Annotated in this window: 23 protein-coding genes; 12 read left to right on the top strand and 11 right to left on the bottom strand. The window is 66.8% G+C overall.

Going from position 1 to position 24,395, the window contains the following annotated elements; all coding sequences use genetic code 11:
* Window positions 1-42 precede the first annotated feature (42 nt).
* The 7 genes from fliM (at window position 43) to nadC (ending at window position 4,924) form a co-directional block, all read left to right on the top strand.
* The gene (gene fliM / locus AC3FMM_RS01500) at window positions 43-1,062 is read left to right on the top strand and encodes a flagellar motor switch protein FliM (RefSeq protein WP_012355214.1); all 1,020 of its coding nucleotides are present in this window, start codon (window positions 43-45) and stop codon (window positions 1,060-1,062) included.
* On the top strand, window positions 1,055-1,501 hold the full coding sequence (gene fliN, locus AC3FMM_RS01495; RefSeq protein ID WP_111520041.1) for a flagellar motor switch protein FliN: 447 nt from the start codon (window positions 1,055-1,057) through the stop codon (window positions 1,499-1,501). Before fliM ends, fliN begins: the two co-directional genes overlap by 8 nt.
* A complete protein-coding gene (fliO, locus tag AC3FMM_RS01490; RefSeq protein ID WP_115712307.1) occupies window positions 1,498-1,953 on the top strand; it encodes a flagellar biosynthetic protein FliO in 456 nt (151 codons plus the stop codon). Before fliN ends, fliO begins: the two co-directional genes overlap by 4 nt.
* Window positions 1,950-2,774, top strand: coding sequence for a flagellar type III secretion system pore protein FliP (gene fliP / locus AC3FMM_RS01485; protein WP_373429549.1), 825 nt, complete (start codon window positions 1,950-1,952; stop codon window positions 2,772-2,774). The genes fliO and fliP overlap by 4 nt, the downstream gene beginning before the upstream one ends.
* Before the next feature lie 38 nt (window positions 2,775-2,812).
* Window positions 2,813-3,082 (top strand): flagellar biosynthesis protein FliQ, encoded by a 270-nt coding sequence (gene fliQ / locus AC3FMM_RS01480; RefSeq protein ID WP_012355210.1) that lies wholly within the window; start codon window positions 2,813-2,815, stop codon window positions 3,080-3,082.
* A 67-nt stretch (window positions 3,083-3,149) separates the two neighbouring features.
* On the top strand, window positions 3,150-3,947 hold the full coding sequence (fliR, locus tag AC3FMM_RS01475) for a flagellar biosynthetic protein FliR (protein WP_115712306.1): 798 nt from the start codon (window positions 3,150-3,152) through the stop codon (window positions 3,945-3,947).
* Between the two features lie 143 nt (window positions 3,948-4,090).
* On the top strand, window positions 4,091-4,924 hold the full coding sequence (gene nadC, locus AC3FMM_RS01470) for a carboxylating nicotinate-nucleotide diphosphorylase (protein WP_326347873.1): 834 nt from the start codon (window positions 4,091-4,093) through the stop codon (window positions 4,922-4,924).
* Window positions 4,925-5,037: 113 nt separating this feature from the next.
* On the opposite strand, the gene AC3FMM_RS01465 is transcribed toward nadC, so the two are convergent.
* Window positions 5,038-5,583: a MarR family winged helix-turn-helix transcriptional regulator gene (locus tag AC3FMM_RS01465; RefSeq protein ID WP_012355207.1), complete on the bottom strand. Its 546-nt coding sequence runs from the start codon at window positions 5,581-5,583 to the stop codon at window positions 5,038-5,040.
* A 353-nt stretch (window positions 5,584-5,936) separates the two neighbouring features.
* Between AC3FMM_RS01465 and phnN the strand changes: the two genes are divergently transcribed.
* Complete coding sequence (phnN, locus tag AC3FMM_RS01460; protein ID WP_488686015.1) at window positions 5,937-7,742, top strand: phosphonate metabolism protein/1,5-bisphosphokinase (PRPP-forming) PhnN; 1,806 nt, start codon at window positions 5,937-5,939, stop codon at window positions 7,740-7,742.
* A 43-nt stretch (window positions 7,743-7,785) separates the two neighbouring features.
* A complete protein-coding gene (locus AC3FMM_RS01455; RefSeq protein WP_116313475.1) occupies window positions 7,786-8,778 on the top strand; it encodes a tripartite tricarboxylate transporter substrate binding protein in 993 nt (330 codons plus the stop codon).
* 26 nt (window positions 8,779-8,804) lie between these two features.
* On the opposite strand, the gene AC3FMM_RS01450 is transcribed toward AC3FMM_RS01455, so the two are convergent.
* The 7 genes from AC3FMM_RS01450 to AC3FMM_RS01420 all read right to left on the bottom strand — a co-directional run bounded on the left by AC3FMM_RS01450 (window position 8,805) and on the right by AC3FMM_RS01420 (window position 15,284).
* Complete coding sequence (locus tag AC3FMM_RS01450; protein ID WP_488686014.1) at window positions 8,805-10,034, bottom strand: RtcB family protein; 1,230 nt, start codon at window positions 10,032-10,034, stop codon at window positions 8,805-8,807.
* Window positions 10,035-10,158: 124 nt separating this feature from the next.
* Window positions 10,159-10,473 (bottom strand): type II toxin-antitoxin system RelE/ParE family toxin, encoded by a 315-nt coding sequence (locus tag AC3FMM_RS01445; RefSeq protein ID WP_326347869.1) that lies wholly within the window; start codon window positions 10,471-10,473, stop codon window positions 10,159-10,161.
* Window positions 10,474-10,476: 3 nt separating this feature from the next.
* Window positions 10,477-10,677, bottom strand: coding sequence for a hypothetical protein (locus AC3FMM_RS01440; protein ID WP_116313472.1), 201 nt, complete (start codon window positions 10,675-10,677; stop codon window positions 10,477-10,479).
* A gap of 187 nt (window positions 10,678-10,864) precedes the next feature.
* On the bottom strand, window positions 10,865-11,827 hold the full coding sequence (locus AC3FMM_RS01435) for a Bug family tripartite tricarboxylate transporter substrate binding protein (protein ID WP_116313471.1): 963 nt from the start codon (window positions 11,825-11,827) through the stop codon (window positions 10,865-10,867).
* Window positions 11,828-11,864: 37 nt separating this feature from the next.
* Window positions 11,865-13,031, bottom strand: a complete 1,167-nt coding sequence (locus AC3FMM_RS01430) for a CaiB/BaiF CoA transferase family protein (RefSeq protein ID WP_326347868.1) — start codon at window positions 13,029-13,031, stop codon at window positions 11,865-11,867.
* A gap of 1 nt (window position 13,032) precedes the next feature.
* On the bottom strand, window positions 13,033-14,082 hold the full coding sequence (locus tag AC3FMM_RS01425) for a hypothetical protein (protein ID WP_116314696.1): 1,050 nt from the start codon (window positions 14,080-14,082) through the stop codon (window positions 13,033-13,035).
* 26 nt (window positions 14,083-14,108) lie between these two features.
* Window positions 14,109-15,284, bottom strand: coding sequence for an acyl-CoA dehydrogenase family protein (locus AC3FMM_RS01420; RefSeq protein ID WP_116313469.1), 1,176 nt, complete (start codon window positions 15,282-15,284; stop codon window positions 14,109-14,111).
* A gap of 111 nt (window positions 15,285-15,395) precedes the next feature.
* On the opposite strand from AC3FMM_RS01420, the gene AC3FMM_RS01415 reads away from it, so the two are divergent.
* On the top strand, window positions 15,396-16,301 hold the full coding sequence (locus tag AC3FMM_RS01415) for a LysR family transcriptional regulator (protein ID WP_326347867.1): 906 nt from the start codon (window positions 15,396-15,398) through the stop codon (window positions 16,299-16,301).
* 12 nt (window positions 16,302-16,313) lie between these two features.
* Here AC3FMM_RS01415 and AC3FMM_RS01410 read toward each other — a convergent pair whose 3' ends face one another.
* The 3 genes from AC3FMM_RS01410 to AC3FMM_RS01400 form a co-directional block, all read right to left on the bottom strand.
* A complete protein-coding gene (locus tag AC3FMM_RS01410) occupies window positions 16,314-17,276 on the bottom strand; it encodes a threo-3-hydroxy-L-aspartate ammonia-lyase (protein ID WP_326347914.1) in 963 nt (320 codons plus the stop codon).
* A gap of 114 nt (window positions 17,277-17,390) precedes the next feature.
* Window positions 17,391-19,019: a methyl-accepting chemotaxis protein gene (locus tag AC3FMM_RS01405; protein ID WP_488686013.1), complete on the bottom strand. Its 1,629-nt coding sequence runs from the start codon at window positions 19,017-19,019 to the stop codon at window positions 17,391-17,393.
* A 383-nt stretch (window positions 19,020-19,402) separates the two neighbouring features.
* Entirely contained in the window at window positions 19,403-21,535 is a 2,133-nt protein-coding gene (locus tag AC3FMM_RS01400) for a catalase (protein WP_488686012.1), read from the bottom strand.
* A gap of 309 nt (window positions 21,536-21,844) precedes the next feature.
* On the opposite strand from AC3FMM_RS01400, the gene AC3FMM_RS01395 reads away from it, so the two are divergent.
* Window positions 21,845-22,045, top strand: coding sequence for a hypothetical protein (locus AC3FMM_RS01395; protein ID WP_198036062.1), 201 nt, complete (start codon window positions 21,845-21,847; stop codon window positions 22,043-22,045).
* An 86-nt stretch (window positions 22,046-22,131) separates the two neighbouring features.
* Window positions 22,132-24,336, top strand: a complete 2,205-nt coding sequence (locus AC3FMM_RS01390; RefSeq protein WP_488686011.1) for a phosphocholine-specific phospholipase C — start codon at window positions 22,132-22,134, stop codon at window positions 24,334-24,336.
* Window positions 24,337-24,395 lie beyond the last annotated feature (59 nt).

Genomic DNA, 24,395 nt, shown 5'->3' with positions numbered 1-24,395 from the left:
GCACGTTTCATCCATAACGCCGCACAAGGGGCAGGACACTAGATGGCCTACGACAAGTTCCTCTCGCAAGACGAGGTAGACGAGCTGCTCAAGGGCGTATCCGGCGAGGCCGATACGCCCAAGGCCAGCGAGACTGCGCCCGACGAGGGCGGGGTCCGCCCCTACAACCTGGCGACGCAGGAACGCATCATCCGCGGCCGCCTGCATACGCTGGAAATCATCAACGAGCGCTTTGCGCGTTCGCTGCGCACGGCGCTGTTCAACTTCATCCGCCGCGGCGCGGACATCTCCGTGGGCAGCGTCAGGATCGAGAAGTTCGGCGACTTCGCGCGCAACCTGCCGATGCCGACCAACCTCAACCTGGTCCACCTGAAGCCGCTGCGCGGCACCGCGCTGTTCGTCTACGACCCCAACCTGGTCTTCCTGGTGGTCGACAACCTGTTCGGCGGCGACGGCCGCTTCCACACCCGCGTGGAAGGCCGCGACTTTACCCAGACCGAGCAACGCATCATCCAGCGCATGCTGGAGCTGACCCTGACCAGCTACGGCAATGCCTGGCGCACCGTGCACCCGATCGAGACCGAGTACATCCGCTCGGAGATGCACCCCAAGTTTGCCAACGTCGCCACGCACAACGAGGCCGTGGTCACCACCGCCTTCCACATCGAGCTGGGCGCCGTCGGCGGCCAGCTGCACGTATGCCTGCCGTACGCGATGATCGAGCCCCTCAAGGACCTGCTGATGAATCCGCTGCAGGACGAGAAAGAGGTCGACAAGGGCTGGGTCACGCAGCTGTCGACGCAGCTGCGCGCGGCCGAGGTCGAGCTGGTGGCCGAGTTCGCGCACCTGCAGAGCACCGTGGCCGAGGTGCTGGCGATGCGCGCCGGCGACGTGCTGCCGATCGAGCTGCCCGAGAAAGTGTTCGGCAAGGTCGACGGCGTGCCCGTGATGCAATGCGGCTTCGGCACCATGAACGGCCAGTACGCGCTGCGGGTAGAACGAATGATCAATCACCAGGACGGCGATTCCCACCTGGATACCGAGGACACCGATTATGACTGACGGCATCGAGGACAAGCCGGTCGACCCGATGGACGACTGGGCCAGCGCGCTGGCCGAGCAAACCAGCGCCACTTCCGCCGAGATCCCCGCCGCTGCCGCGCCGGCATCGGCAGCCGCCACGCCCGCCGCCGCCACGGTCTTCCCGCCGCTGGCCAAGGAAGCGCCGAGCGGCTTCCGCAACGATATCGAGATGATCCTCGATATCCCGGTGCAGCTGACCGTGGAACTGGGCCGCACCAAGGTGCCGATCAAGAACCTGCTGCAGCTGGCGCAGGGCTCGGTGGTGGAGCTGGACGGCCTGGCCGGCGAGCCGATGGACGTGCTGGTCAACGGCTACCTGATCGCCCAGGGCGAAGTGGTGGTGGTCAACGACAAGTTCGGCATCCGCCTGACCGACATCATCACGCCGTCCGAACGCATCCGGAAGCTGAACAAATGACAGCCGCAACCCGCGCCCCGCTGGCTGCGCTTGCCGCGCTTCCCGGCGCCGCAATGGCGGCCGAAGGCACGCCGGCACCAGCCATCAGCGGCGCGGCCAGCCTGGCGCAGGCCGGGCTGGGGCTGTTCGCCATCATCGCGCTGATCCTGGGCCTGGCCTGGATGGCACGGCGTGCCGGCCTGGTGCGCCACGCCACCGGCGGCGCGATGAAGGTGGTCGGCAGCACCATGCTAGGCGCACGCCAGCGCCTGGTTCTGGTCGAGGTCGGCGATACCTGGCTGGTGCTGGGCGTCAGCCCCGGCGAGATCCGGCCGCTGCACACCATGGCGGCCGGCTCGCCGGCCGCCGGCCAGACCGGCGCGCACGTCGTCGCCGGACCGTCGCAACCGCCCACCGGCGGCACTTTTGCTGAAAAGCTGCTGCGCTCGATGCAGGCTCACTTCAAATCATGACTTCCCCGCGTGCCACGCTGTGGCGACCGCTGCCGCGCCCTGCCCGCGCCGCGCGCCCGGCCTCGTTATTGTCCTTGCCGCTGCTGTGCCTGCTGGCGCTGACGCTGGCCATTGCCGCGCTGGCGCCCGCGCCAGCCTGGGCCCAGGCGCTGCCCGGCGTGATCAGCAAGCCCGCCCCGGGCGGCGGCCAGATCTGGTCGCTGCCGGTGCAGACGCTGGTGCTGCTGACCTCGCTGTCGTTCCTGCCCGCGGCGATGCTGATGATGACCGGCTTCACCCGCGTCATCATCGTGCTGGGGCTGCTGCGCAACGCGCTGGGCACGGCCACCTCGCCGCCCAACCAGGTGCTGGTGGGGCTGTCGCTGTTCCTGACCTTCTTCGTGATGGCGCCGGTGTTCGACCGTGTCTACAACGACGCCTACAAGCCGCTGTCCGAAAACAAGCTCAGCCTCGAAGCCGCCGCGGCCAAGGCCGCCGAGCCGCTCAAGGCCTTCATGCTGCGCCAGACCCGCGAGAAAGACCTGGCCATGTTCGCGCAGATGGCCAAGGCGCCCGAGATGCAGGGGCCGGAGGAAGTGCCGCTCAGCATTTTGGTGCCGGCCTTCGTTACCAGCGAGCTCAAGACCGCGTTCCAGATCGGCTTCACCATCTTTATCCCGTTCCTGATCATCGACCTGGTAGTCGCCAGCGTGCTGATGGCGATGGGCATGATGATGGTGCCGCCGGCGACCATCTCGCTGCCGTTCAAGCTGATGCTGTTCGTGCTGGTGGATGGCTGGCAGCTGCTGCTGGGTTCGCTGGCGCAGAGCTTCATGGGCTGACGCCGGCCGCCAGCGCCAGCCTTTTCTTCGCAAGAGCCATGACCCCAGAGACCGTAATGACCATCGCCACCCAGGCGATGAAGATGACCCTGCTGCTGGCCGCCCCGCTGCTGCTGGTGGCACTGGCCGCCGGCCTGGTGGTCAGCCTGTTCCAGGCCGCGACCCAGATCAACGAGATGACGCTGAGCTTCATCCCCAAGCTGATCGCGCTGTTCGCCACCATGGTGCTGGCCGGCCCGTGGATGATCAACGCGATGGTCGACTACATGCGCGAGGTGTTCCAGAGCATTCCCGCGCTGGCGCACTGACGGCGGCCGCCATCCGCCACTGCCCCCGTTGCCGTCCCTCCCCCTGCCTGCCCGCTGACCCGCCGCCGTGATCGAGTTCACCTCAGCCCAGCTCTACGGCTGGCTTGCGGCTTTCCTGTGGCCGTTTTTCCGCATCCTCGCGCTGGTCGGCACCGCGCCGCTGTTCGGTGAGTCGACCATCCCGCGGCGCGCCAAGATCGCGCTGTCGGCAATGATCGCGATGGTGGTCTCGCCCACCATCGCCCAGCTGCCGGTGGTGCCGGTGTACTCCTTCGGCGGGCTGATGATCATCCTCAATGAAGTCGGCATCGGCCTGGCCACGGGCTTCGTCATGCGCCTGGTGTTTGCCACGGTGCAGCAGGCCGGCGAGATCATCGGGCTGCAGATGGGCCTGTCGTTCGCCTCCTTCTTCGACCGCGCCGCCGGCGGCCAGACCATGGTGCTGTCGCGCTTCCTGAACCTGGTCGCGGTGCTGCTGTTCCTAGCGCTGGACGGCCACCTGCTGATGCTGGGCGCGCTGGTGGACAGCTTCAATAGCCTGCCTATCGGTGGCAACCCCGGCGGCACCCCGCTGTCCGCGGGCGGCGCCCTGGCCGTGGCGCGGGCCGGCGGCATGGTGTTCGCCTCGGGACTGCTGCTGGCGCTGCCGATGATCGCCGCCTTGCTGATTTTGAACCTCGCCATGGGCATCCTCAACCGCGCCTCGCCGCAACTGTCGATCTTCGCGGTGGGCTTCCCGGTGACGCTGTCGGGCGGGCTGCTGGTGCTGATGCTGGTGATGCCGCAGATGGGCAGCTACATGCAGCACATGATCGAGGCCGGGCTGGAGGCAGTGGGGACGGTGCTGGGGCAGTTCGGGCGCTAGCGCGCCCGCGTGGCGCTTCCGGCGCGCATAAACTTAGACGTCGAATATTCCTTGACAGGGCGCGGCAAGGCGCTAGTATTACGCCATGTACTTCGATCTCTAAGATTATTGAGGTACGACACCCACCGTTCAGGAGCCTTCACATGTACGACCTCTATGCCACCGACAAGCTGATCGACCTCTGGCTGACCGAAGACATCGGACTCTGCGACCTGACCGTCCAGACCATGATCGAACCGGGCGAGACCGGCACCTTCTGCATGAACGCCCGCGAGCCGATGATCGTCGCCGGCATCGACGTGGCGGCACGCATCTTCGCCCGCTACGATCCGGCCTTGTCGATCGACGTGCGCGTGGCCGACGGCGACAAGGTCGGCAAGGGCGCAGTGCTGCTCAACGTGAGCGGCAATGCGCGCAGCGTGCTGACGGCCGAGCGTACCGCGCTGAACATCATGCAGCGGCTGTGCGGCATCGCCAACCAGACCGCCACCTATGCGCAGGCCATTGCGCATACCAGGGCGCGCCTGATCGACAGCCGCAAGACCACCCCCGGCCTGCGCGCACTGGAAAAGCACGCGGTCACCTGCGGCGGCGGCCTGAACCACCGGCTGAGCCTGGACAACGGCGTGATGATCAAGGACAACCACATCGCCGTTTGCGGCAGCATCGCCGCGGCGGTGGAACGCGTGCGCCGCAAGCTGCCGGTGCTGACCAAGCTGGAAGTGGAATGCGACCGGCTCGAGCAGGTGCGCGAGGCACTGGCCGCCGGCGTCGACGTGATCATGCTGGACAACATGTCGGTGCCCGACATGAAGGAGGCGGTGCAGATCGTCAATGGCCGCACCAAGGTCGAGGCGTCGGGCGGCATCCGGCTGGAGACCATCCGGGCGGTGGCGGAAACCGGCGTCGACTACATCTCGACCAGCCGGATCACGCAGTCCGCGCCGGCCGTGGATATCGGGCTGGACGAAGCCTGAGCCCCTGACGCCCGCGACGGCGCCCGCACACCGTTTCACGCCTTCTACCCGAGGCATTCGCCCTCGCCGGCCGCGCCGGCGGGGGCCTTTTCATTGGCGATGGCAGCCTCGGACTACAGGTCCGACAGCAGCCGCCCGACTTCCTGCGTCGACGGTACGCGCCGTCCGTTTTCCGCCGAGGCGATCTCGTCGGCAACCAGGCGCTTGGCGATGGTGATCAGGACCCGGCGCGTGGTCGCCACGTCCTGTTCGCTCACGCCCTCCACACTCAGCGCATTGACCTCGGTCGCCAGCGGCTCGAGCTTGCGGCGCAGCGCGCGCCCGGTCTTGCTGAGAAACACATGCACCTTCTTCTTGTTGCCGGGCAGGTGCGTGCGTTCGACGTAGCCAAGCGCCTCCAGCGCCTTGACCGCCGCAAAGGTAGTGGGCTCGGTCACGCCGGCGCGCTCGCTCAGTTCGCGCTGCGACAGGCCGTCATGGCGCCACAGGATGCGCAGGATGGTCCAGTGGCCGTACGACACCGAATGTTCCGCCAGGCGCAGTTGCAGCGCCCGGATATAGGCGCGCGCGGCGTCCTTCACCAGGTGGGCAAGCCGCTCTTCATCGGCTTCTTCCGGTGGCGTGATCGTGACCGGGGCATCCGGCTTTCTTGTGGCCATAGTGGTAAGCGGAAAGTGAAACGCATCCATGCGGCACCGGATCGACGGTGCCCGCAACAGCGCACATGATAGCGCCTCCACCGTGCGCGCGGCGTTGGCGGACCGCGCCGCCGCGCCCTCCAATGTAGCGTTCACTCCATCGGTGCGCCATGCGCGCATTGGCGGCACCAGGCACCGCAAACGCGCACGCCGCGCCCCCGTGTTTTCCCCTACGAACGCTCGCATCCCCCGTGCCTGCTGGATCTTCGGGCGCTGGCCCGCAGCTTGCATAATCTTAGACATCGAACTTTTCTTGACAGCCGTGGGACCGGTGCTAGCATTGCCAAACAACTTCGACATCTAAGGTATTGGCCATGAACGCGAGCGGCACGTTCTTCTTTGTGGTGGGCCCCAGTGGCGCGGGCAAGGATTCGCTGATGGACGGGGCGCGGGCGGCGCTCGATGACAACTATGTATTCGCCCGGCGCGTCATCACGCGGCCCGAGGGTGCGGCCGGCGAGGCGCATGAGGGCGTCTCGGAGGCGGAGTTCGCGCGGCGCCAGGCCAACGGCGAGTTCCTGGTGACCTGGGATGCGCACGAGCTGCGCTATGGCCTGCCGCGCTCGCTGGTGTCGGAGCTGGAGCGTGGGCGCAACGTCGTCGCCAACGGCTCGCGCGCCGTCATCGCGGAACTTGCCGCCCGCCTGCCGCGCTTCGTGGTGGTCCTGGTGACGGCGCCGCATGACGTGCTGGCACGCCGCATTGCCGCACGCGGGCGTGAATCGGGCGAGGAGGTTGCCAGGCGCGTGGCACGGACGGGTGCGGCGCTGCCTCCGGAAGTCCGGTGCATGACGGTGTCGAACGACAGCACGCTGGAGGTGGGCAAGGCCCGCTTCGTCCAGGCGCTGCGCCAAGGCACGCGCGCATCCAGTGACGGGGCACCGACCAGCCGCACCAACCTGATGGCCAAGCTGCGCGGCGAGCCGCTCGACGAAGCCGCCTACGTCGCGGTGCTGCAGGACGCCATGGCGGGCCGGTACACCGAGTCCGAGCTGACCGAGTTCCTGGTTGCCGCGACCCGCTCGCTGGGCGACGAGGAGGTGGTGGCACTGGCACGTGCGCGTACGGCATTCACGCCCCGCATCGAATGGGACGAGCCCATCGTGGTCGACAAGCACTCCATCGGCGGCGTGCCCGGCAGCCGCATCACGCTGATCGTGGTGCCGATCGTTGCGGCATATGGGCTGGCCATGCCCAAGACTTCGTCGCGCGCGATCACCTCCGCTGCCGGCACGGCCGACGCCATGGAGACCGTGGCGCGCGTCGACCTGGCGCACGACGACGTGCGCCGTTGCGTGGCCCAGGCACGCGCCTGCATCGCCTGGAACGGTCGCCTCAACCATTCGGTGGTCGACGACGTGATGAACGCGATCACGCGCCCGCTGCGCCTGGACTCGCGGCGCTGGTCGGTGGCGTCGATCCTGTCGAAGAAATACACCGCCGGCGCCACTCACATCATCGTCGACCTGCCCTATGGCGCGCAGACCAAGCTGGCCACGCGCGCCGACGCCGAGGCATTGGGCGCGATGTTCGAGCATGTCGGCAAGGGGCTCGGCCTGCACGTGCGCGCGCTGGTGACCGACGGCGGCCGGCCGATCGGCCGCGGCATCGGGCCCGCACTGGAAGTGCGCGATGTGCGCCAGGTGCTCGCCAACGATCCCGGTGCCCCCGCGGACCTGCGAGATAAAGCCTTGCGCTTCGCCGGCGAAATCATCGCCTTCGATGCACGCGTGGGATCGCCCGCGGAGGGCCTGCGCATTGCCACCGCGTTGCTCAGCGAAGGCAAGGCCAAGGCCGCATTCGACCGCATTGCCGCCGCGCAGGGCGCGCGCACCGAGCCCGTGGCACCCGGCGCGCATACCTGCGTGGTAAGCGCGGCCATGCAAGGCCGCGTGGCCGCCATCGATGGACTGCGCATCTCTGGGGTCGCGCGCGCCGCCGGGGCGCCGCGCGAGCTGGGTGCGGGCGTCGATCTGCTGTGCACGATCGGGGCAAAGGTGGCGCCAGGGCAACCCCTCTACCGCATCCATGCGGGCAGCGATGCGGCACTTGCGGCGGCCGCGGCGCTGGCACGCGCGGGCGGCGAGTGCAGCGAGGCGGTGCGTATAGATCCCGATTGACCGGCTTCCCCCTTCCCTTCACCCTAACCGACGAGGCATATCAATGAGACCCCTATCCGTCGTCCGCAGTCTGGCATCCCTGCTCCTTGTCGCAAGCAGCCTGACAACCGTGTCGGGCCGCGCCGAAGCGAACCTGGCGAGTACCTTCCCGCAGAAGCCCATCCGCATGGTGGTGACGTTCCCGGCCGGAGGAGGGACCGATTCGCTGGCGCGCCTGATCGGAGCAGACCTCAGCAAGTCGCTGGGGCAGCCGGTGGTGGTCGACAACCGTCCTGGCGCCAGCGGCAATATCGGCGCGGAGTTTGTCGCCAAGAGCCCGGGTGACGGCTACACACTGCTGATCGTCAACAGCAGCTTCGCCATCAACCCGAGCGTCTTCAAGAAGCTGCAGTTCAATCCGAAGTCGGATTTCAGCGCGGTCATCACCTTCGCTTCGGTGCCCTCCGTGATCGCCGTGCCCGCGCACTCGAAGCTGCGCACGCTCAACGACCTGCTCACGGCCGGCAAGAGCAACACGCCGCCCAGCTACGCCTCATGCGGCAACGGCACGCCGCAGCACCTCGCCGGCGAGTTGCTGAAACTCTCGGCGAAGATCGACATGCTGCACGTGCCGTACAAGGGCTGCGCTCCGGCCATCGCCGACGTGCTGGGCAACCAGGCCGAGGTCAGCGTCAATACGCTGACCAACACCATTCCTTACCTGAAGAGCAACAAGCTGCGCGCGCTGGCCGTCACGTCGAAGGCTCGCTCGCCGTTCCTGCCCGACGTCCCCACGGTCAGCGAGCTTGGCGTGGCCGGCTACGACGTCGACCAGTGGTTCGGCATCCTCGCCCCGGCCAATACGCCCCCCGAGATCGTACAGAAGCTGAACGCGGAAATCGCCAAGGCCATCGCCAAGCCGGAAATCAAGGCGTCGCTGACGCAACTCGGCTTTGCGACGACCACCAGCACACCCGCTGAATTCCAGAAGCTGGTGAACGCCGACATCGATCGCTGGCAGAAATTCACCGCCAAGATGAGCCTGGTCGTCGATTGAACATCGGGCGACCGACCACGCCCGCCCTATCCCTTCACGCACACCACCTGCCGCAGCGTATGCACCACCTCGACCAGGTCGGACTGCGCCGCCATCACCGCGTCGATATCCTTGTACGCCATCGGGATCTCGTCGATCACGGCGGCGTCCTTGCGGCACTCCACGCCTTGCGTGGCCTGCTGCTGGTCGGCCACGGTGAAGCGGCGCTTGGCCTCGCTGCGGCTCATGGTGCGGCCCGCGCCGTGGCTGCAGGAACAATATGACTCCGGATTGCCCTTGCCGCGCACGATGAACGAGCGCGCGCCCATCGAGCCCGGGATGATGCCCAGCTCGCCGGCGCGCGCGCTGACCGCGCCCTTGCGCGTGACCAGCACGTCGGCGCCGAAGTGATGTTCCTTCTGCACGTAGTTGTGATGGCAGTTCACCGCTTCCAGCTGCGCCTGGAACGGCTTGCGCAGTACCCGCTGCGCCGCGGCCAGCACCGCCTCCATCATCAGTTCGCGGTTGCGGCGCGCGTAGGCCTGGGCCCATGACACCGCGTAGATGTAGTCCTCGTAGTGCGAGGAGCCTTCCACCAGGTAAGCCAGGTCGCGGTCCGGCAGGTTGGCCAGGTGCTGGCGCATGTCCTGCTGCGCCAGCGTGATAAAGGTCGTGCCGATCGCATTGCCGATGCCGCGCGAGCCGCTGTGCAGCATGAACCAGATCGACTGCGCCTCGTCCAGGCACACCTCGATGAAGTGATTGCCGGTGCCCAGCGTGCCCAGGTGATTGCGATGGTTGGCGCGCGCCAGGTGCGGGTACTTGTCGGTGATGCGGCGAAAGCCCGGCGCCATCTCGGCCCAGGCGGCATCGACATGCGCCGGCGCATTGCCCCAGGCACCCTGGTCGCGCCGCCCGCCCTGCGCACTGCGGCCATGCGGCACGGCATGCTCGATCGCGCTGCGCAGCTGGCCCAGGTTGTCGGGCAGGTCGGAAGCGGTCAGAGAGGTCTTCACCGCCATCATGCCGCAACCGATATCCACGCCCACCGCCGCGGGAATAACGGCGCCAACCGTGGGGATCACCGAGCCGATGGTCGAGCCCTTGCCCAGATGTACGTCCGGCATCACCGCCAGATGGCGGAAGATAAACGGCATCCGGGCCGTGTTCACCAGCTGCTCGCGCGCGGCCCCCTCCACCGGCACGCCGCGCGTCCACAGCTTGACTGGCTTGCCGGTGCCGGTGTCGAGTACGTCGTATTGGGTCTTGCCTGACATGGTTGCCTTGGCCTTTATCGTCACGGTCTGGAGCTTAGAGAGCCCGGCCCGGCGAGGATTCCCTGGCAGTTACCCGCTCAACTAACCCGCTGCCGCGGATGTCGACGGTGCTCAGTGCGCCGGGTCAATGGGCAATCAGACTCGCCACGATGTCCCGGCGCTCATGCAGAACGCGCACGACGTCCAGCACCTCACCGCTCACGCGGTAGAACACCAGGAAGGGAAAGCGATCGAGGGACCAGACGCGCAGCGATGCGTCCGGAAGCAGATGGGCATAGCGGCGCGAGCCAACGGTCGGATGCTCGACCAGGAAGGCCAGCACGCTTAGCAGTTCGTCGGTAAAGGCCTCGCCAAGGCCTGACGCGGCATCGTCATACCAGTCTTGGGCCGCATCGGCGTCACCGCGCGCGGCGGGACGCAGCCTCAGGCGCAGCGCCACGGCTTAGCGTTTGCGGTTTTGCAGGCGGGCGCGGAACTCGGCAGCGAAATCTTCAACCCGCGCGTATTCGGTCCCTTCGCCGCTGTTGAGCCCATCCACGATGAGTTCATACAGACGACGTTCCGCCTCGTTCTGCGGACCAACGGCATCGGCAGCGCGCGGCAGCAGGAACTTCGGCGAGGAGGGAGGAGTCAGGCGAGCCATACCGCATTCTACCAAGGGTTATCGTCCGGCTAGTCACCATCTTCCTTATCCAGAGCCTGCTGCAGCACTTCCAAGGGCGAGTGCCTGGCATCACCGTCCACTGACCGCGGCCGGCGCCGCCTCGCAGCCAATGCGGGGCCTCCGTGTAGCCTTGGCGGGCCAGGCCCCGATCGAGCGCATTGCCAGTTCACTCGGGCTTGATGTTCGCCTCTTTCATCCGGGTGGCCCAGCTTTGCAGCTGCGCGCGCACAAATTGTTGCTGCGCCTCGACCCCATTGGGCGCGACCTCCATGCCCATGCCCATGAAGCGCTCGCGCACCTCAGGCCTGGCCAGTGCCTTGTTGACCGACGCATTCAGGCGCTGCACGACTTCCGGCGGCATCCCTGCCGGCCCGGCAAGGCCGACCCAGAAGACCAGGTCGTAGGCCTTGAAGCCCGATTCCGCAAACGTGGGGACGTTCTTCCACTCGGGCAGGCGATGCTCCGTGCTGACCGCCAGCGCGCGGATCTTTCCTCCCCTCATCAGCGCCGTCGCGACCGACAGGTCGCCGACGACATAGTCGATCTGTCCGCCGGCCAGGTCTGTCAGCGCCGGAGGCTGGCTCTTGTAGGAAACGCCAACGGCCTGGATACCGGCAATCCGGTTGAACGCTTCCGCCGCAACCTGGCCACCCGGCGAGCCATAGCCAAAGTTCAGCTTGCCGCTCTTGCCCCGTTCCACAAGCTGCGCCACCGTCTTGATATCGCTGTCATGCCGAACCAGCAGCAATGCCGGCATGGTGGTCAGGCGCGCGATGTGGGTGAAATCTTGCGTCGCATCGTACGGAAGATTCTTCACCAGCCCGGGATTGATCGAATTGATGGAACTGCTCGATATGGTCAGGGTATAGCCATCCTTCGGTGACTTGACTGCGTATTCGGTACCGATCACGCCCTGGGCACCGGGGCGGTTCTCGACGACGACCGTTGTCCCCAGGTCCTTGCGCAGTTCTTCCGCGAGGATCCGCGCGCTGGTGTCGGTGGCGCTGCCGGCCGAGAACGCCGCGACAATCTTGATGGTCTTGTTGCCTGGATACGTGTTCGCCGCGACGACCGCTGCATTGGCCAACAACGCGGCAGAAAAAAGAACGGCTTGAACGATGCGCTTCATTTCGGTCTCCTCTGGTTGTTCTCTGCTTGCTGACGACTCACTTCTTCCACACGGCGGTCGCTGCGCCCGCTACGCATTTCAAGCTACCCAAGGCGGGCGGACCGCTCCGAACCGACGCCGGCGTCCCGCTCAGCTTGATGGGAACACCGGGACCAACGTAGTCGCCTTGCCTGACCACCATCTGCCGGTGCAGGGTATGGGGCGCCCCGGCAACGTCTGCAATGCTCAGGATGGGCGCGGCAGGAACGTTCCGGGCCAGCAGCGCCTTGCCAAAGGATTCGCCATCCACCACGGCAAAGGCCCGGCACAACTCGGTCGTCAACGCTTCGCGATGGATCACCCTCTGGCGATTGGTGGCAAAGCGCTCGTCATCCGCCAGGTGCCCGGCGTCCAATGCCTGACACAGCTTCCCGAACAGGCGGTCATTGGCGACCGCCACAAACAATGGGCAAGTCGCGGTCTGAAAAACGTCGTACGGAACGATATTCGGATGACTGTTCCCGGTCGGCTTCGGCGTCACCCCGGAGGCCAGGAAATTGGCCAGGAACGGATGGGCGACCGATACCGCGGAGTCGTACAGGCTCACGTCGGCAAGCTGACCGCGACCGGTCTGGTGGCGCGCATTCAAAGCCAGCAGCACCGCCATTGCGGCATTCATGCCCGTGGTCAGATCCACAACCGGCACGCCAAGGCGAATGGGACTGCCTCCCGGCTCGCCGTTGATGCTAATCAGGCCGGCCATGGCTTGCACTGCCGCATCGTAGCCAGGCAGTTGCCCCAGTGGGCCGTCATCGCCAAAGCCCGTGATGCGGCAGTGGATGAGCCGCGGGAAACGCTCGGTCATGCGGGACGGATTGTCGATGCCCCATGCCCTCAGCGTGCTCGCCTTGAAGTTCTCGATCAGGACGTCCGCGGTCTCCAGCAGTTGCCAGAAGGTCTCCCTGTCGGTCTCGCGATTCATGTCGAGGATCATGCCGCGCTTGTTGCGGTTGACGGCGCGGAAGTAGGCCGATGCCCCATCCACGAAAGGCGGGCCGAAGCCCCGGCACTCATCGCCCTCGGGCGCCTCGATCTTGATCACGTCAGCGCCGTGGTCGCCGAGGATCTGCCCGCAGAACGGGCCCGCCAGCACGCGCGATGCATCGACGACGCGCAGCCCGGAGAGCGCCCCTTGGCGGACTTCAGCATTGCTTGCATCGGCCATCTCAATCTCCTTCGATCGCCCACTCAAAGGCATAGCCTTGCTTGCCCTTGTGCCAGCTGGTTTTCAGGGTCAGCCGATGGTTATGCGCTGCCAGGGCCCCTTCGAACAGGCCGCACCATGCGTCGGCCACACAGGGATGTGCATCGGGCACCGAATCCATCAGCGTCCAGCCGCGTTGGTAGACCTGGCTGCCGAAGCCACCGATCTCGCACGCATCATCCTGGGCCCGAGCCAGCGTCTCCATGAACCTGGCGAAGCTGGCAGCGGATTTGTCGACCGGCGTGCCGAGCTGCGCAGCGGTCTCGTGATAGAACTGCATGCCGATCATCCTCGCGGTCAGGCGCAGCAGCCGCTCCGCTTCATGCGGACCCCAGAGGTTTGCGGCGACGGGAAGCGCGGTGCGCACGTATTCCATCGCGTAGTTGCGCTTGGCCTTGTCGAGCCGTGCTTGCGGCCAGGTGTCGGTAGGCAGGGTCGGTGCCGCGGCAGCATCGAAGTCCGGCGCCTCTTCATTGCGCGCAAAGCGCAGCCGCTCATGGGGCTCGAGATCATGGTCGTACTCGTAGTAGTAGCCTTCCAGACCGGATTGCCCGTCTGCTGCCTGCTTGGTGCAGACAAAGCCCAGGCGCGGCTTGCCAAGGGTCACGCCATTCTGGGCATGCCAGCCTGCCAGCATCGCGCGCGAGACTTCGGAAGGAATGCCGCAAAGCGCTGTGCCGGACCAGATCCAGCGCGGGGCGTTGTAGCGGATCCACGCCTTCCGGTCGCTCTCATGCATGTACTGCACGGCGACGCCGCCGATATGGTTGGAGAGGTAGTGATACTGGGCCGCCGCCACAGCTGGCGGCAGTCCGTCGATGCCCAGCTTGCTCAGTCCGGCCAGGAAACGCTCGCGGCGCTGGCGGCAGAAGATCTCGTAGACCAGTTCCGCCGCCGCCGGCGTTCCCTTGCGGGTTACGGTCGACAGGACGATACCGGTGAAAAATGCGTGGTAGAGGCCGGCGACGGCGCGCCAGCCTGCCTGCGGCTGGCATGGTTCCGGGTTCGGCATGTTGGCATCCGTTGGCTTCGTATGCGTCATTGCGCGGCCTCGATATCGGCGAGCGCACCCTTCTTGACCGCCCGTGCAAGGACGATGCGCTGGATTTCGGACGTACCTTCGTAGATCTCGACAATGCGCTGGTCGCGATAGCATCGCTCCACGACATTCGGTTTCACATAGCCCCGGCCACCAAGGATCTGCACCGCGTCGTCCACGACATCGTGGGACGCCTCGCTGGCATAGAGCTTGGCCATGGCGCCGAGCGTTCCGATGTCCTTGCCCTCGTCATAACGTCGAGCCGCTTCATACGTGAGCATTCGCGCCGCCGACAGGCGCATGGCCGCATCGGCCAGCTTGAAGCCGACGCCCTGATGGTCGATCAGGGTGTGGCCAAAGGTCTTGCGCGTTACCGCGTAGCGTCGCGCCGCGTCGTACGCACACAGGGCGATGCCGTTGGCCTGGGCCGCCACCACCACCCGCCCGACGGTGAGCGTTGCCAGAGCCAGCTTGAGGCCATCGCCTTCGGCGCCCACAATGCTGTCTGCGGGCACCCAGGCATCGAGCTTCAGGTTGGTAGTCGTCGTGCCACGGATGCCCATCTTGTCTTCATAGAAATCGACGACAAGACCCTCGGTATCCCGCGGCACCACGAATGCCGAAATCGCCTTGCGCGCGGCCACCTCGCCGGTGCGGGCAAAGACAATGAAGTGCTTCGAGTGGCCACCGTTGCCCAGCCAGCACTTCTCGCCACGAATACGCCAGCCGTCGCCCTCGCGCACCGCCGTCGCCTGGATGGCCGACGGGTCCGAACCCGCTTCGCGTTCGCTCAGGGCAAAGTTCACCGCCTCACCGCGCCGGGCCAGCCCGCCGAGCAGCGCCTGCTTCTGGGCTTCGCTGCCGGCCAGCAGAATCGGAAACGCGCCCAGCGCCAGCGCCGCCAGAATTGCCGACGTCGATGCGCAACCCTGTGCCACGGCTTCGACCACGGCGGCCACAGCCGCCAGTGACGCACCTTCGCCGCCGTATGCCTTCGGCACGAACATGCCGGAGATCTTCGCCTCAAGCAGCCTGGGCAGATGCTCGACCGGATAGCGTTGGTCGCGGTCGATTTCCTCGGCCAGCGGCGCAAACGCTTGCGTCGCCAAGGCGTGCGCCTTTTGTTGCCACCTCGATTCGGACTCGCCCAATTGCGGGTGCCAAAGCTCATTCATTTGCGGTCTCCAGTAATGCCTCTCGCTAGTCGATGGCGTCATTTCATCTGGAATCTTTGATACGTTCCAGCTAGCATGGAGTAATCTTTGTTCTGTTTTTGTGATTAAACGATGCTCGATGTCCGTCAGCTGCAGTGCTTCCTTGCGGTGGCAGAGGAACTTCACTTTGCGAAGGCGGCGGATCGCCTGGGGGTTGCGCAGTCAGGCCTGAGCACCCAGATCCAACGGCTGGAGCAAGACCTGGGCGTCACGCTGCTGAACCGCAACAAGCGCAAGCCGGTCACGCTGACCGATGCCGGGCGGCTGTTCTACTCGGAAGCGGAAGCGGCATTGCGCCACATAGCGCGCGCCGACCAGGTCGGCCGGCTGGCTGCCAGAGGGCTTGCCGGGGTTATCCGCATTGGCTACGTCGCCTCCGGCGTCAGCACCGGTCTGCTGTCAAGGATGTTGGCGGACTTCCGCAAGCACCATGAACTGGTCCGCGTCGAAGTCGTACCCATGGAAACGCCACGCCAGCTCGAAGCGCTGAACGATGGCCGGATCGATGTGGGGATTGTCAGGCCACGCAGACTATGCCCGACAGGAATCGTGACGAAGATCGTGCAAACCGAGCACTTGCTGACTGCGATGGCAAGCCACCACCCGCTGGCCAGGCGCGGACCGGTTGCGGCCCGGGAGCTTGCCGATCAGCCGTTCATCATTCCGCAGTTTGCCGACGAGGAAGGGTTCGGCTTCGCATTGACCGCACTGGGAAAGGCGGGAGGCTTTACACCACGCCTCGAGTATCGCGTGCAGGACTTCATTTCGGCCGCCAGCCTCGCCTCCGCGGGATACGGGGTCGCGATCGTGCCAGAGTCAATGCAGAACTTCTCGCAGCCTGGCGTCTTTTACAAACCGGTTACGGATTTCCGCCTGGCAGTCCATCTCGCACTGGCCTATCGCCAGCGCGAGATGTCGCCCGCGGTCAGGGCCTTCGTGAAGCAAACCGTGGACGCGAGCATGGCGGCAAAACGCTGAGCGCCGGCCGCCTTAGCCGATAAACCCCGCAAACGCCCCAAGATCCACATTCCCGCCTGACACGATGATGCCCACGCGCTTGCCCTTCACATCGAGCTTGCCATGCAGCACCGCGGCCGCGGCCAGGCAGCCGGTGGGCTCGGCGACGATCTTCATGCGGCCGGCGAAGAACTTCATGGTCTCGACCAGTTCGGCGTCCGACACGGTAGCGATGTCCGTGACCAGTTCGCGGATCACGGCAAAGGTGTGGCTGCCCAGGTAAGGCGTCTGCGCCCCGTCGGCAATGGTGCGCGGGGTGTCGATGCGGACGATCTCGCCGCTGCGCAGGCTGCGCTGGCCGTCGTTGCCGGCCTCGGGCTCGACGCCGTACACCGCGCAGCCCGGCGACATCGCCTGTGCCGCGACCGCGCAGCCGGACAGCAACCCGCCGCCGCCCAGGCACACCACCAGCATGTCCAGCGGGCCGGTTTCCTCGAACAGTTCCTTGGCCGCCGTGCCTTGCCCGGCCATCACGTGTGGGTGGTCGTAGGGCGGGATCAGGGTCATGCCGCGCTCTGCGGCGATGCGCCGGCCCAGGGCCTCGCGGTCGTCGCGGTAGCGGTCGTACAGCACCACCTCGGCGCCATAGCCGCGCGTGGCTTCGATCTTGATCGCGGGGGCGTCCTGCGGCATCACGATCACCGCCTGCACGCCCAGCAGGCGCGCCGACAGCGCGATCGCCTGTGCATGGTTGCCGGAGGAGAACGCCAGCACCCCGCCGGCCTTCTGCTGCGGCGTGAACTGGGCAATGGCGTTGTAGGCGCCGCGGAACTTGAAGGCGCCGATGCGCTGGAAGTTCTCGCACTTGAAGAACAGCTGCGCCCCGGTGGCCGCGTCGGCGGTGGCGGAGGTCAGCACCGGGGTGCGGTGGGCGGCGGCGCGGATGCGGTCGTGGGCGGCGACGACGTCTTCGAAGGAGATCGGCAGGTTCGGCATGGCGATGGCGGGAAAGAAGTGTAGCGGGACAGGCAAGTCTACCCGCCCCGCGGCGCCCATGCACCTGCCGGTTTGCTCCCCTCTCCCGATTCCCGGAGAGGGAGTACGGCGGCGCTACGCCGTCGCCATCGCACCCACCGCACGCGGCGCCAAACCGGGCGCCCCGATACGTCCACCACCCTCACCCGGCAGGCGGAAGAACGCCACCACCTCGCTCAGTTCGCGGCCCTGCTCTTCCAGCGCGCGCGAGGCATTGGCCGCCTCGCTCACCAGCGACGCGTTCTGCTGCGTGACCTGGTCGATCTGCACGATGGCCTGGTTGACCTGCTCGATGCCGCGGGTCTGCTCGGCCGACGCCGTCGCGATCTCCTCGACGATGCCGGTCACGCGCGCCACCGCCTGGGTCACCTCGGCCATGGTCTGGCCGGCCTCGCTCGCCAGCGACGAACCATCCTGCACTTGCCGCCCCGATGCCTCGATCAGCTCCTTGATCTCCTTGGCCGCGCTGGAGGATCGCTGGGCCAGCCCGCGCACCTCGCTCGCCACCACGGCAAAGCCGCGTCCCTGCTCGCCGGCGCGCGCCGCTTCCACCGCGGCGTTCAGCGCCAGGATATTGGTCTGGAACGCAATGCCCTCGATGATGCCGGTGATCTCGGCGATCTTGTCCGAGCTGGCGCTGATGTCCTGCATCGTGCCGACCACGCGCTGCACCGTGTGGCTGCCGCGTTGCGCCACATCGGCGGCGCTGCGCGCGAGTTCGCTGGCCTGGCGCGCATTCTCGGTGTTCTGGCGCACGGTCTCGGTCAACTCCTCCATGCTGGCCGCGGTCTGCTCCAGCGAGGCCGCCTGCTCCTCGGTGCGGCTGCTCAGGTCGGCGTTGCCGCTTGCGATCTCGCTGGTGCTGATGGCGATATTGCCGCTGCTGGCGCGCACGCGGGTGACGGTGGCGGTCAGGCGCTCGTTCATGTCGCGCAATGCCGCCAGCAACCGGCCGGTCTCGTCATGGCGGTCCACTTCGATGCGCGCGCCCAGGTCGCCGCCGGCAACGGTGCCGGCCACCTCCACGGCTCGCTGGATCGGGCGCGTGATGGCACGTGTGATCAGCACGCCGCCGGCCAGCGCAATGACCGCGGACACCAGCGAGATCAGCACCAGCAGGTTGCGCTGGCGCTCGTAGTCCGCCTCCAGCCTGCGCTCCATTTCCTTCTGCCGGGTCTTGGTGAACTCGGCGTAGGCATCGGTCGACTTGATCAGCGCCGCCAGCAACGGACGGCATTGCTTGTCGATCCGGCCGATGGCTTCCTCGATCTTGCGCTCGACCGCCAGCCCGACAATGCCGGTGGCGACCGGACCATACTGCGCCTCGACCCTGGCGACCTCCTCCACCAGCTTGCGCGCCTCATCGCTGACGCCAGGCTGGCGCACCATCTCGCTGAGCCGCGCGAGCCGGGCCTGCACGTCTGCGTGCGCTCGCAGGGCATCAGCCTTCTCGCGCTCCAGCTCGGCAGCGTCCGTCACCAGCACCAGGTTGCGCGCCGCGATGGCACGCCGGTCGACCGCGTTGCGCACCTGCGCAGCCATTTCCGCCCGGGCATTCAACCCGTTCAGGTAGTCATTGAAACCCGCCGTCGCCTCGCCAAGCGCATGCAGCGAGTACGCCGACACCACCAGCACCACGCCCGCCAGCGTGCCGAACCCGGCCAGCAGCCGCGTGCGGATAGACAGACTCCTGAAAACACTCATGATCACTCCCCTTACCGTCCAAGAAGACGTATGCGCTTCCGTTGTTATGGTTCCAACCCTGTTGCATGCCCGACTGCGGCATGCCACTGCGCGCCCGTTCCTGCCGGTCGGCACGGTACGCGGGATCGCCGGGGCGCATGGCCCCGGCGGCGGTCTCGCATCCGTGCTCCTTGTTGCGGGGGCTAACGGTAGGGATGCGGGGAACTGTTCCCTACTGGAGTGGGGGGCATCGACAAGCAGGCCGCCTGCAGCCGCATGGGCAAGTCAGCCGGTCCGAACAGCGCCGGCCGCTTCTGCACCGCAGGCTTGCGCAGTGCCACTGGCTCGGGGCCAGGCGGCGCCCCGGTTTTGCCGTTGTGATGTGCCTGCCCGGCACGGCTTGCCTACGCCAGCATCCGCACCTGCGGCTCACGATCCCACTGGCGGGTCTTTGCCGCCGCGATAAAGCGCGCGGTGTCGCCGGCGGGCACGATGCCAGCGTCCGGCTGCAATTTGGCGTGGGCAAGCAGCATGTCCCCGCCGGCATCGGCTGCGATCGCCTTCAAATGGGCGTAGGCAAAGCAGACAAAATCCAGCGCCGCGCTTTCCTTTACCAGCATGGCGGCGCCGTCGGCCGACAGCACCACGGCCACGGCATCGAACATCACCGAGGGCGTGCCCGCCAGCTGCCCGTCCGCCGGCAGCTTCGACCCATCGGCCAGCAGCGCGCCGCCCACCTTGGGCGCGACGATCTTCACCGTCGCGCCGGCGGCGCTGGCCGCCTGCCGGATCGCCTCGACGGTGGCGCCGTCGGAGCCGTCAGCGACCAGGATGCCGATCTCGCGCCCCTGCAGCGTGTCCTTCATCTTGCCGATGATCTGCAGCGCCGGCGACGGCGGCAGGTCCTGCACCGGCGCGGCGGTGGGCAGCGGCTCGGGCACCTGGTCCAGCGCCAGGCCGTCGGCCACGCGCCGGCCCAGGTCCGGGTCGATATTGAGCAGGTGGGCCACCATGCGCTCGCGCACATGCACGTGCTCGACCTTCGACAGCTCGAACACCAGCGCCGAGGCGATATGCGCCTGTTCGGCGCCGGTCTGGCTGCGATAGAACTGGCGCGCCTGGCTGTAGTGGTCGGCAAAGGTCTCGGGACGGATGCGGCCCTTGTCGCCCTGCTCGGGCACCAGCGCATGGCGGAAGCCCAGGTCCGGCGTCTCGCGCGGCGAGTCGTCGGACAGCGAGTTGGGCTCGTAGGCGACGCGTCCCTTGGGCCGTTGCATCTGCATATGGCCGTCGCGCTGGTGGTTGGCGAACGGGCACTTGGGCGCGTTCACCGGAATCTGGTTGAAGTTGGGGCCGCCCAGGCGCAGCAGTTGCGTGTCGAGGTAGGAGAACAGCCGGCCCAGCAGCAAGGGATCGTTGGAAAAATCGATGCCGCGCACGATGTTGGCGGGGCAGAACGCTACCTGCTCGGTCTCGGCAAAGAAGTTGTCGGGCCAGCGGTCCAGCACCATGCGGCCGATGATCTTCAGCGGCACGGTCTCTTCCGGGATGATCTTGGTCGCATCGAGATGGTCGAACGGGAACTTGGCCGCATCGTCCTCCGTGAACAACTGCACCCCCAGTTCCCATTCCGGGAAGTTGCCGGACTGGATCGCATTGAACATGTCGCGGCGGTGGAAATCCGGATCGGCGCCGGCGATCTTGACGGCCTCGTCCCACACCGTGGACTGCAGTCCCAGCTTGGGGCGCCAGTGGAACTTGACGAAGGTGGACCGGCCCCGGTCGTCGAGCAGGCGGAAGCTGTGTACGCCGAAGCCTTCGATCATGCGCAGCGAGCGCGGGATGGTGCGGTCCGACATGATCCACATGACCATGTGCATCGACTCCGGCGTGAGCGAGATGAAATCCCAGAAGGTGTCGTGCGCGGTGGCCGCCTGCGGGAACGCGCGGTCGGGCTCCATCTTGACCGCATGGACCACGTCGGGGAACTTGATCGCGTCCTGGATGAAGAACACCGGGATGTTGTTGCCGACCAGGTCCCAGTTGCCTTCCTTCGTATAGAACTTGACCGCGAAGCCGCGCACGTCGCGCGGCGTGTCGATCGAGCCCGCGCCACCGGCCACGGTGGAAAAGCGCGCAAACACCGGAGTCTTCACGCCGACCTCGGTCAGGATGCTGGCGGTGGTGAATTGCGCCAGCGAATCGGTCAGCTCGAAATAGCCGTGTGCCGCGGTGCCGCGCGCATGGACGATCCGCTCAGGAATGCGCTCATGGTCGAAGTGTGTAATTTTTTCACGGAGGATGAAATCTTCGAGCAGCGTCGGGCCGCGCGGATTGGCCTTGAGCGAGTTCTGGTTGTCCGCGATGGGCGCGCCCTGGTTGGTGGTCAGCGGGACATGCGTGCCGCCGGCAACCTGGTGCAGCTCTCCGCCGGTACCGCGCTGGGCATCGCCATAACCGGCCGGAGCACCCTGGGCAGTGGTGGCGGGTGTGGAGTTTGACGTGGGCTTGGCCTTGGCGTCGGACGTGTCGGGCATAACGGTCTCCTGTGTCGGGTTGAACGGATGAACGGCAGCAACCCGGCAGTGCCTGCAATTGCCACGCCTGCTTGCTGACACTTTTGGTTACAAAGCAAAATTGCCGAAAGTGCACCCTGTCAAACATCTGACATTTGATCGGTCAACAATCGCCCGCTGTCGCGACAAGCCACGGCCATCCCGGCAGCAACCGGCCAGATCCGCGCTTGTCATCCGCCCCGGCGGAAGTCCGATGCGTGCAGCCGTCTGTCGGCGCAGCGGGCGCGGCCATCGTTCTCTTCCTCAACCAGAAGAAAAGGCCCTGCACCAATGAGACCCACCCTGCTGTCGCATTCCGCCCGGCCATGGCTGGCGGCCGGCACCCTGACCCTGGCATTGATGCTTGCCGCCTGCGGCGGCGATGACGCTCCCGGCGCGGGAGGCGGCACCCTCCAGCCCAACGCCGCCAACGGCAACGCGCCGGACACGGCCGGCAAGCCTGGCAGTTGCAGCACGCGTTGCGCGCCCTGACCCGATGTGGCCCCTGATTTGCCCTCTGATTTGCCCCTGACGCGGGCCGCATTCCGATCCAGCGACAGAACGACCCCACCCACGCCATGACCTTCAATCCGTCCAAGCGACAGTTCCTCAAGACCAGCCTCGGCAGCGGCGCCGCCGCCGCGATGCTGGCCAGCTTTCCGCCCAGCATCCGCCGCGCCCTCGCGATCGAGGCCAACAACGCCACCGGCACCATCCAGGACGTCAAGCACGTCGTGATGGTGATGCTGGAAAACCGCTCGTTCGACAATTACTTCGGCACGTTCAAGGGCGTGCGCGGCTACGGCGACCGCTTTGCCATCCCGCTGCCGAACGGCAAGACCGCGTTCTACCAGACCGATGCCAACGGCAATACGCTGACGCCCTACCACCTCGACGAAACCCAGGGCAACGCGCAGCGCGCCGGCGGCACGCCGCACACCTGGCCCGATGCACAGGCCGCCTGGGACCACGGCCGCATGGACCGCTGGCCGGTGGCCAAGAAGGCGCTGTCGATGGGCTACTACGACAACGCTGAGATCCCGTTCCAGCGCGCGCTGGCCGACGCCTTCACGCTGTGCGACGCGTACCACTGCGCGATGCACACCGGCACCATCCCCAACCGCCTGTTCTACTGGACCGGCAGCAACGGCCCCACCGGCGACAACGTCGCGGTGATGATCAATGAGTTCAACGCCGGCGCCGACGTGGGCCCGTCCACCGAAGGCTGGACCTGGAAGACCTACGCCGACCGCCTGCAGGACGCGGGCGTGAGCTGGAAGGTCTACCAGAACGTGCCGGACAACTATGGCTGCAACCAGATGATGAGCTTCCGGCACTGGCGCGCCGAGATGGAGAAGATGCCGGAAGGGCGCAGGTTGTCCAACACCGCGGGCGCGGGCGTCAATCCGCCCTACAACCCGGATATCGACGACCAGTACAGCGAGCTGGCCAAGGGCTTCTGCAACACCATGCCCGACGGCGGCTTCCTGCAGTCGCTGCGCGACGACGTGGTCAACAGCCGGCTGCCGGAGGTATCGTGGATCATCCCGCCGGCGGAGTTCAGCGAGCACCCCGGCCCGTCCAGCCCGGCCAAGGGCGGCTGGTACGTGCAGTCCATCCTCGATGCGCTGACGGCATCGCCCGAGGTCTGGAGCAAGACCGTGCTGCTGATCAACTTCGACGAGAACGACGGCTTCTTCGACCACAGCCCGCCGCCGAGCGCGCCGTCGCGCAACCCGGACGGCACGCTGGCCGGCAAGTCGACCCTCGACGATGCGCAGATGGCCTACGAGTACTTCAACTTCCCGCCCGCCACGCCCAGGCAGCCGCCGCAGGACGGCAAGCCCTTCGGGCCGGGGCCGCGCGTGCCGCTGTGGGTGGTGTCGCCGTGGAGCCGCGGCGGCTGGGTCAACTCCGAGGTGTTCGACCATACCTCGGTGCTGCGCTTCCTGGAAGCGCGCTTCGGCGTGATCGAGCCGCAGATCAGCGCCTACCGCCGCGCGGTCTGCGGCGACCTGACCAGCGCCTTCAACTTCGCCACGCCCAACACCGAGACGCTGCCCGTGCTGGCGGGGCGCACCACGCGCGCCGACGCCACCAGCCTGACCGCCTGGCAGCAGACGCAGCCCGCCATTCCGGTGCCCGTCACGCCGGCGCTGCCGGCGCAGGCCACCGGCGCGCGCCCGTCGCGCAAGCTGCCGTATGAGCTGCACACCAGCGCGCGCGTCGATGCCGCCGCCCGCACCGTGCGCCTGCTGTTCGCCAACGACAGCGCGCACCAGGCGGGCGCGGTGTTCCATGTCTACGACAAGCTGCACCTGGACCGCATTCCGCGCCGCTACGTGGTCGAGGCCGGCAAGGCGCTGGACGACGTGTGGGACGTCAATGCCGACGGCGGCAAGTACGACCTGTGGGTGCTGGGCCCCAACGGCTATCACCGCGCCTTCACCGGCGATGTCAGCGAGGCGGCTACCAGCTCCGCCGAAATCCAGGTCTGCTACAACCCGTGCAGGAAGCCGACGATCCAGGTCAAGCTGCATAACGACGGCGATGCCGACGTGATTTTCACCGTCAAGGCGCTGGCCTATCGCGACGACGGGCCGTGGACGCAGCGGGTCAGGCGGGGCAAGGTGGAAACGCTGGAATGGCCGGTGGCCGACAGCGGCAACTGGTACGACTTCGTCGTGACTTGCGAGGCCAGCCCGGCGTTCGCGCGCCGCTTTGCCGGACGCATGGAGACCGGCGAGGATACGGTCAGCGATCCGGCCATGGGCGTGATCTGATCGCCTGCAGCAAGAGGCGCGGCGCGCAGACGCCCTGCATGCGCAAGGCCAGGGCTGTT

It is taken from the genome of Cupriavidus sp. 207A1, assembly GCF_057798955.1.
This window is presented reverse-complemented; position numbering and strand designations above follow the sequence as displayed.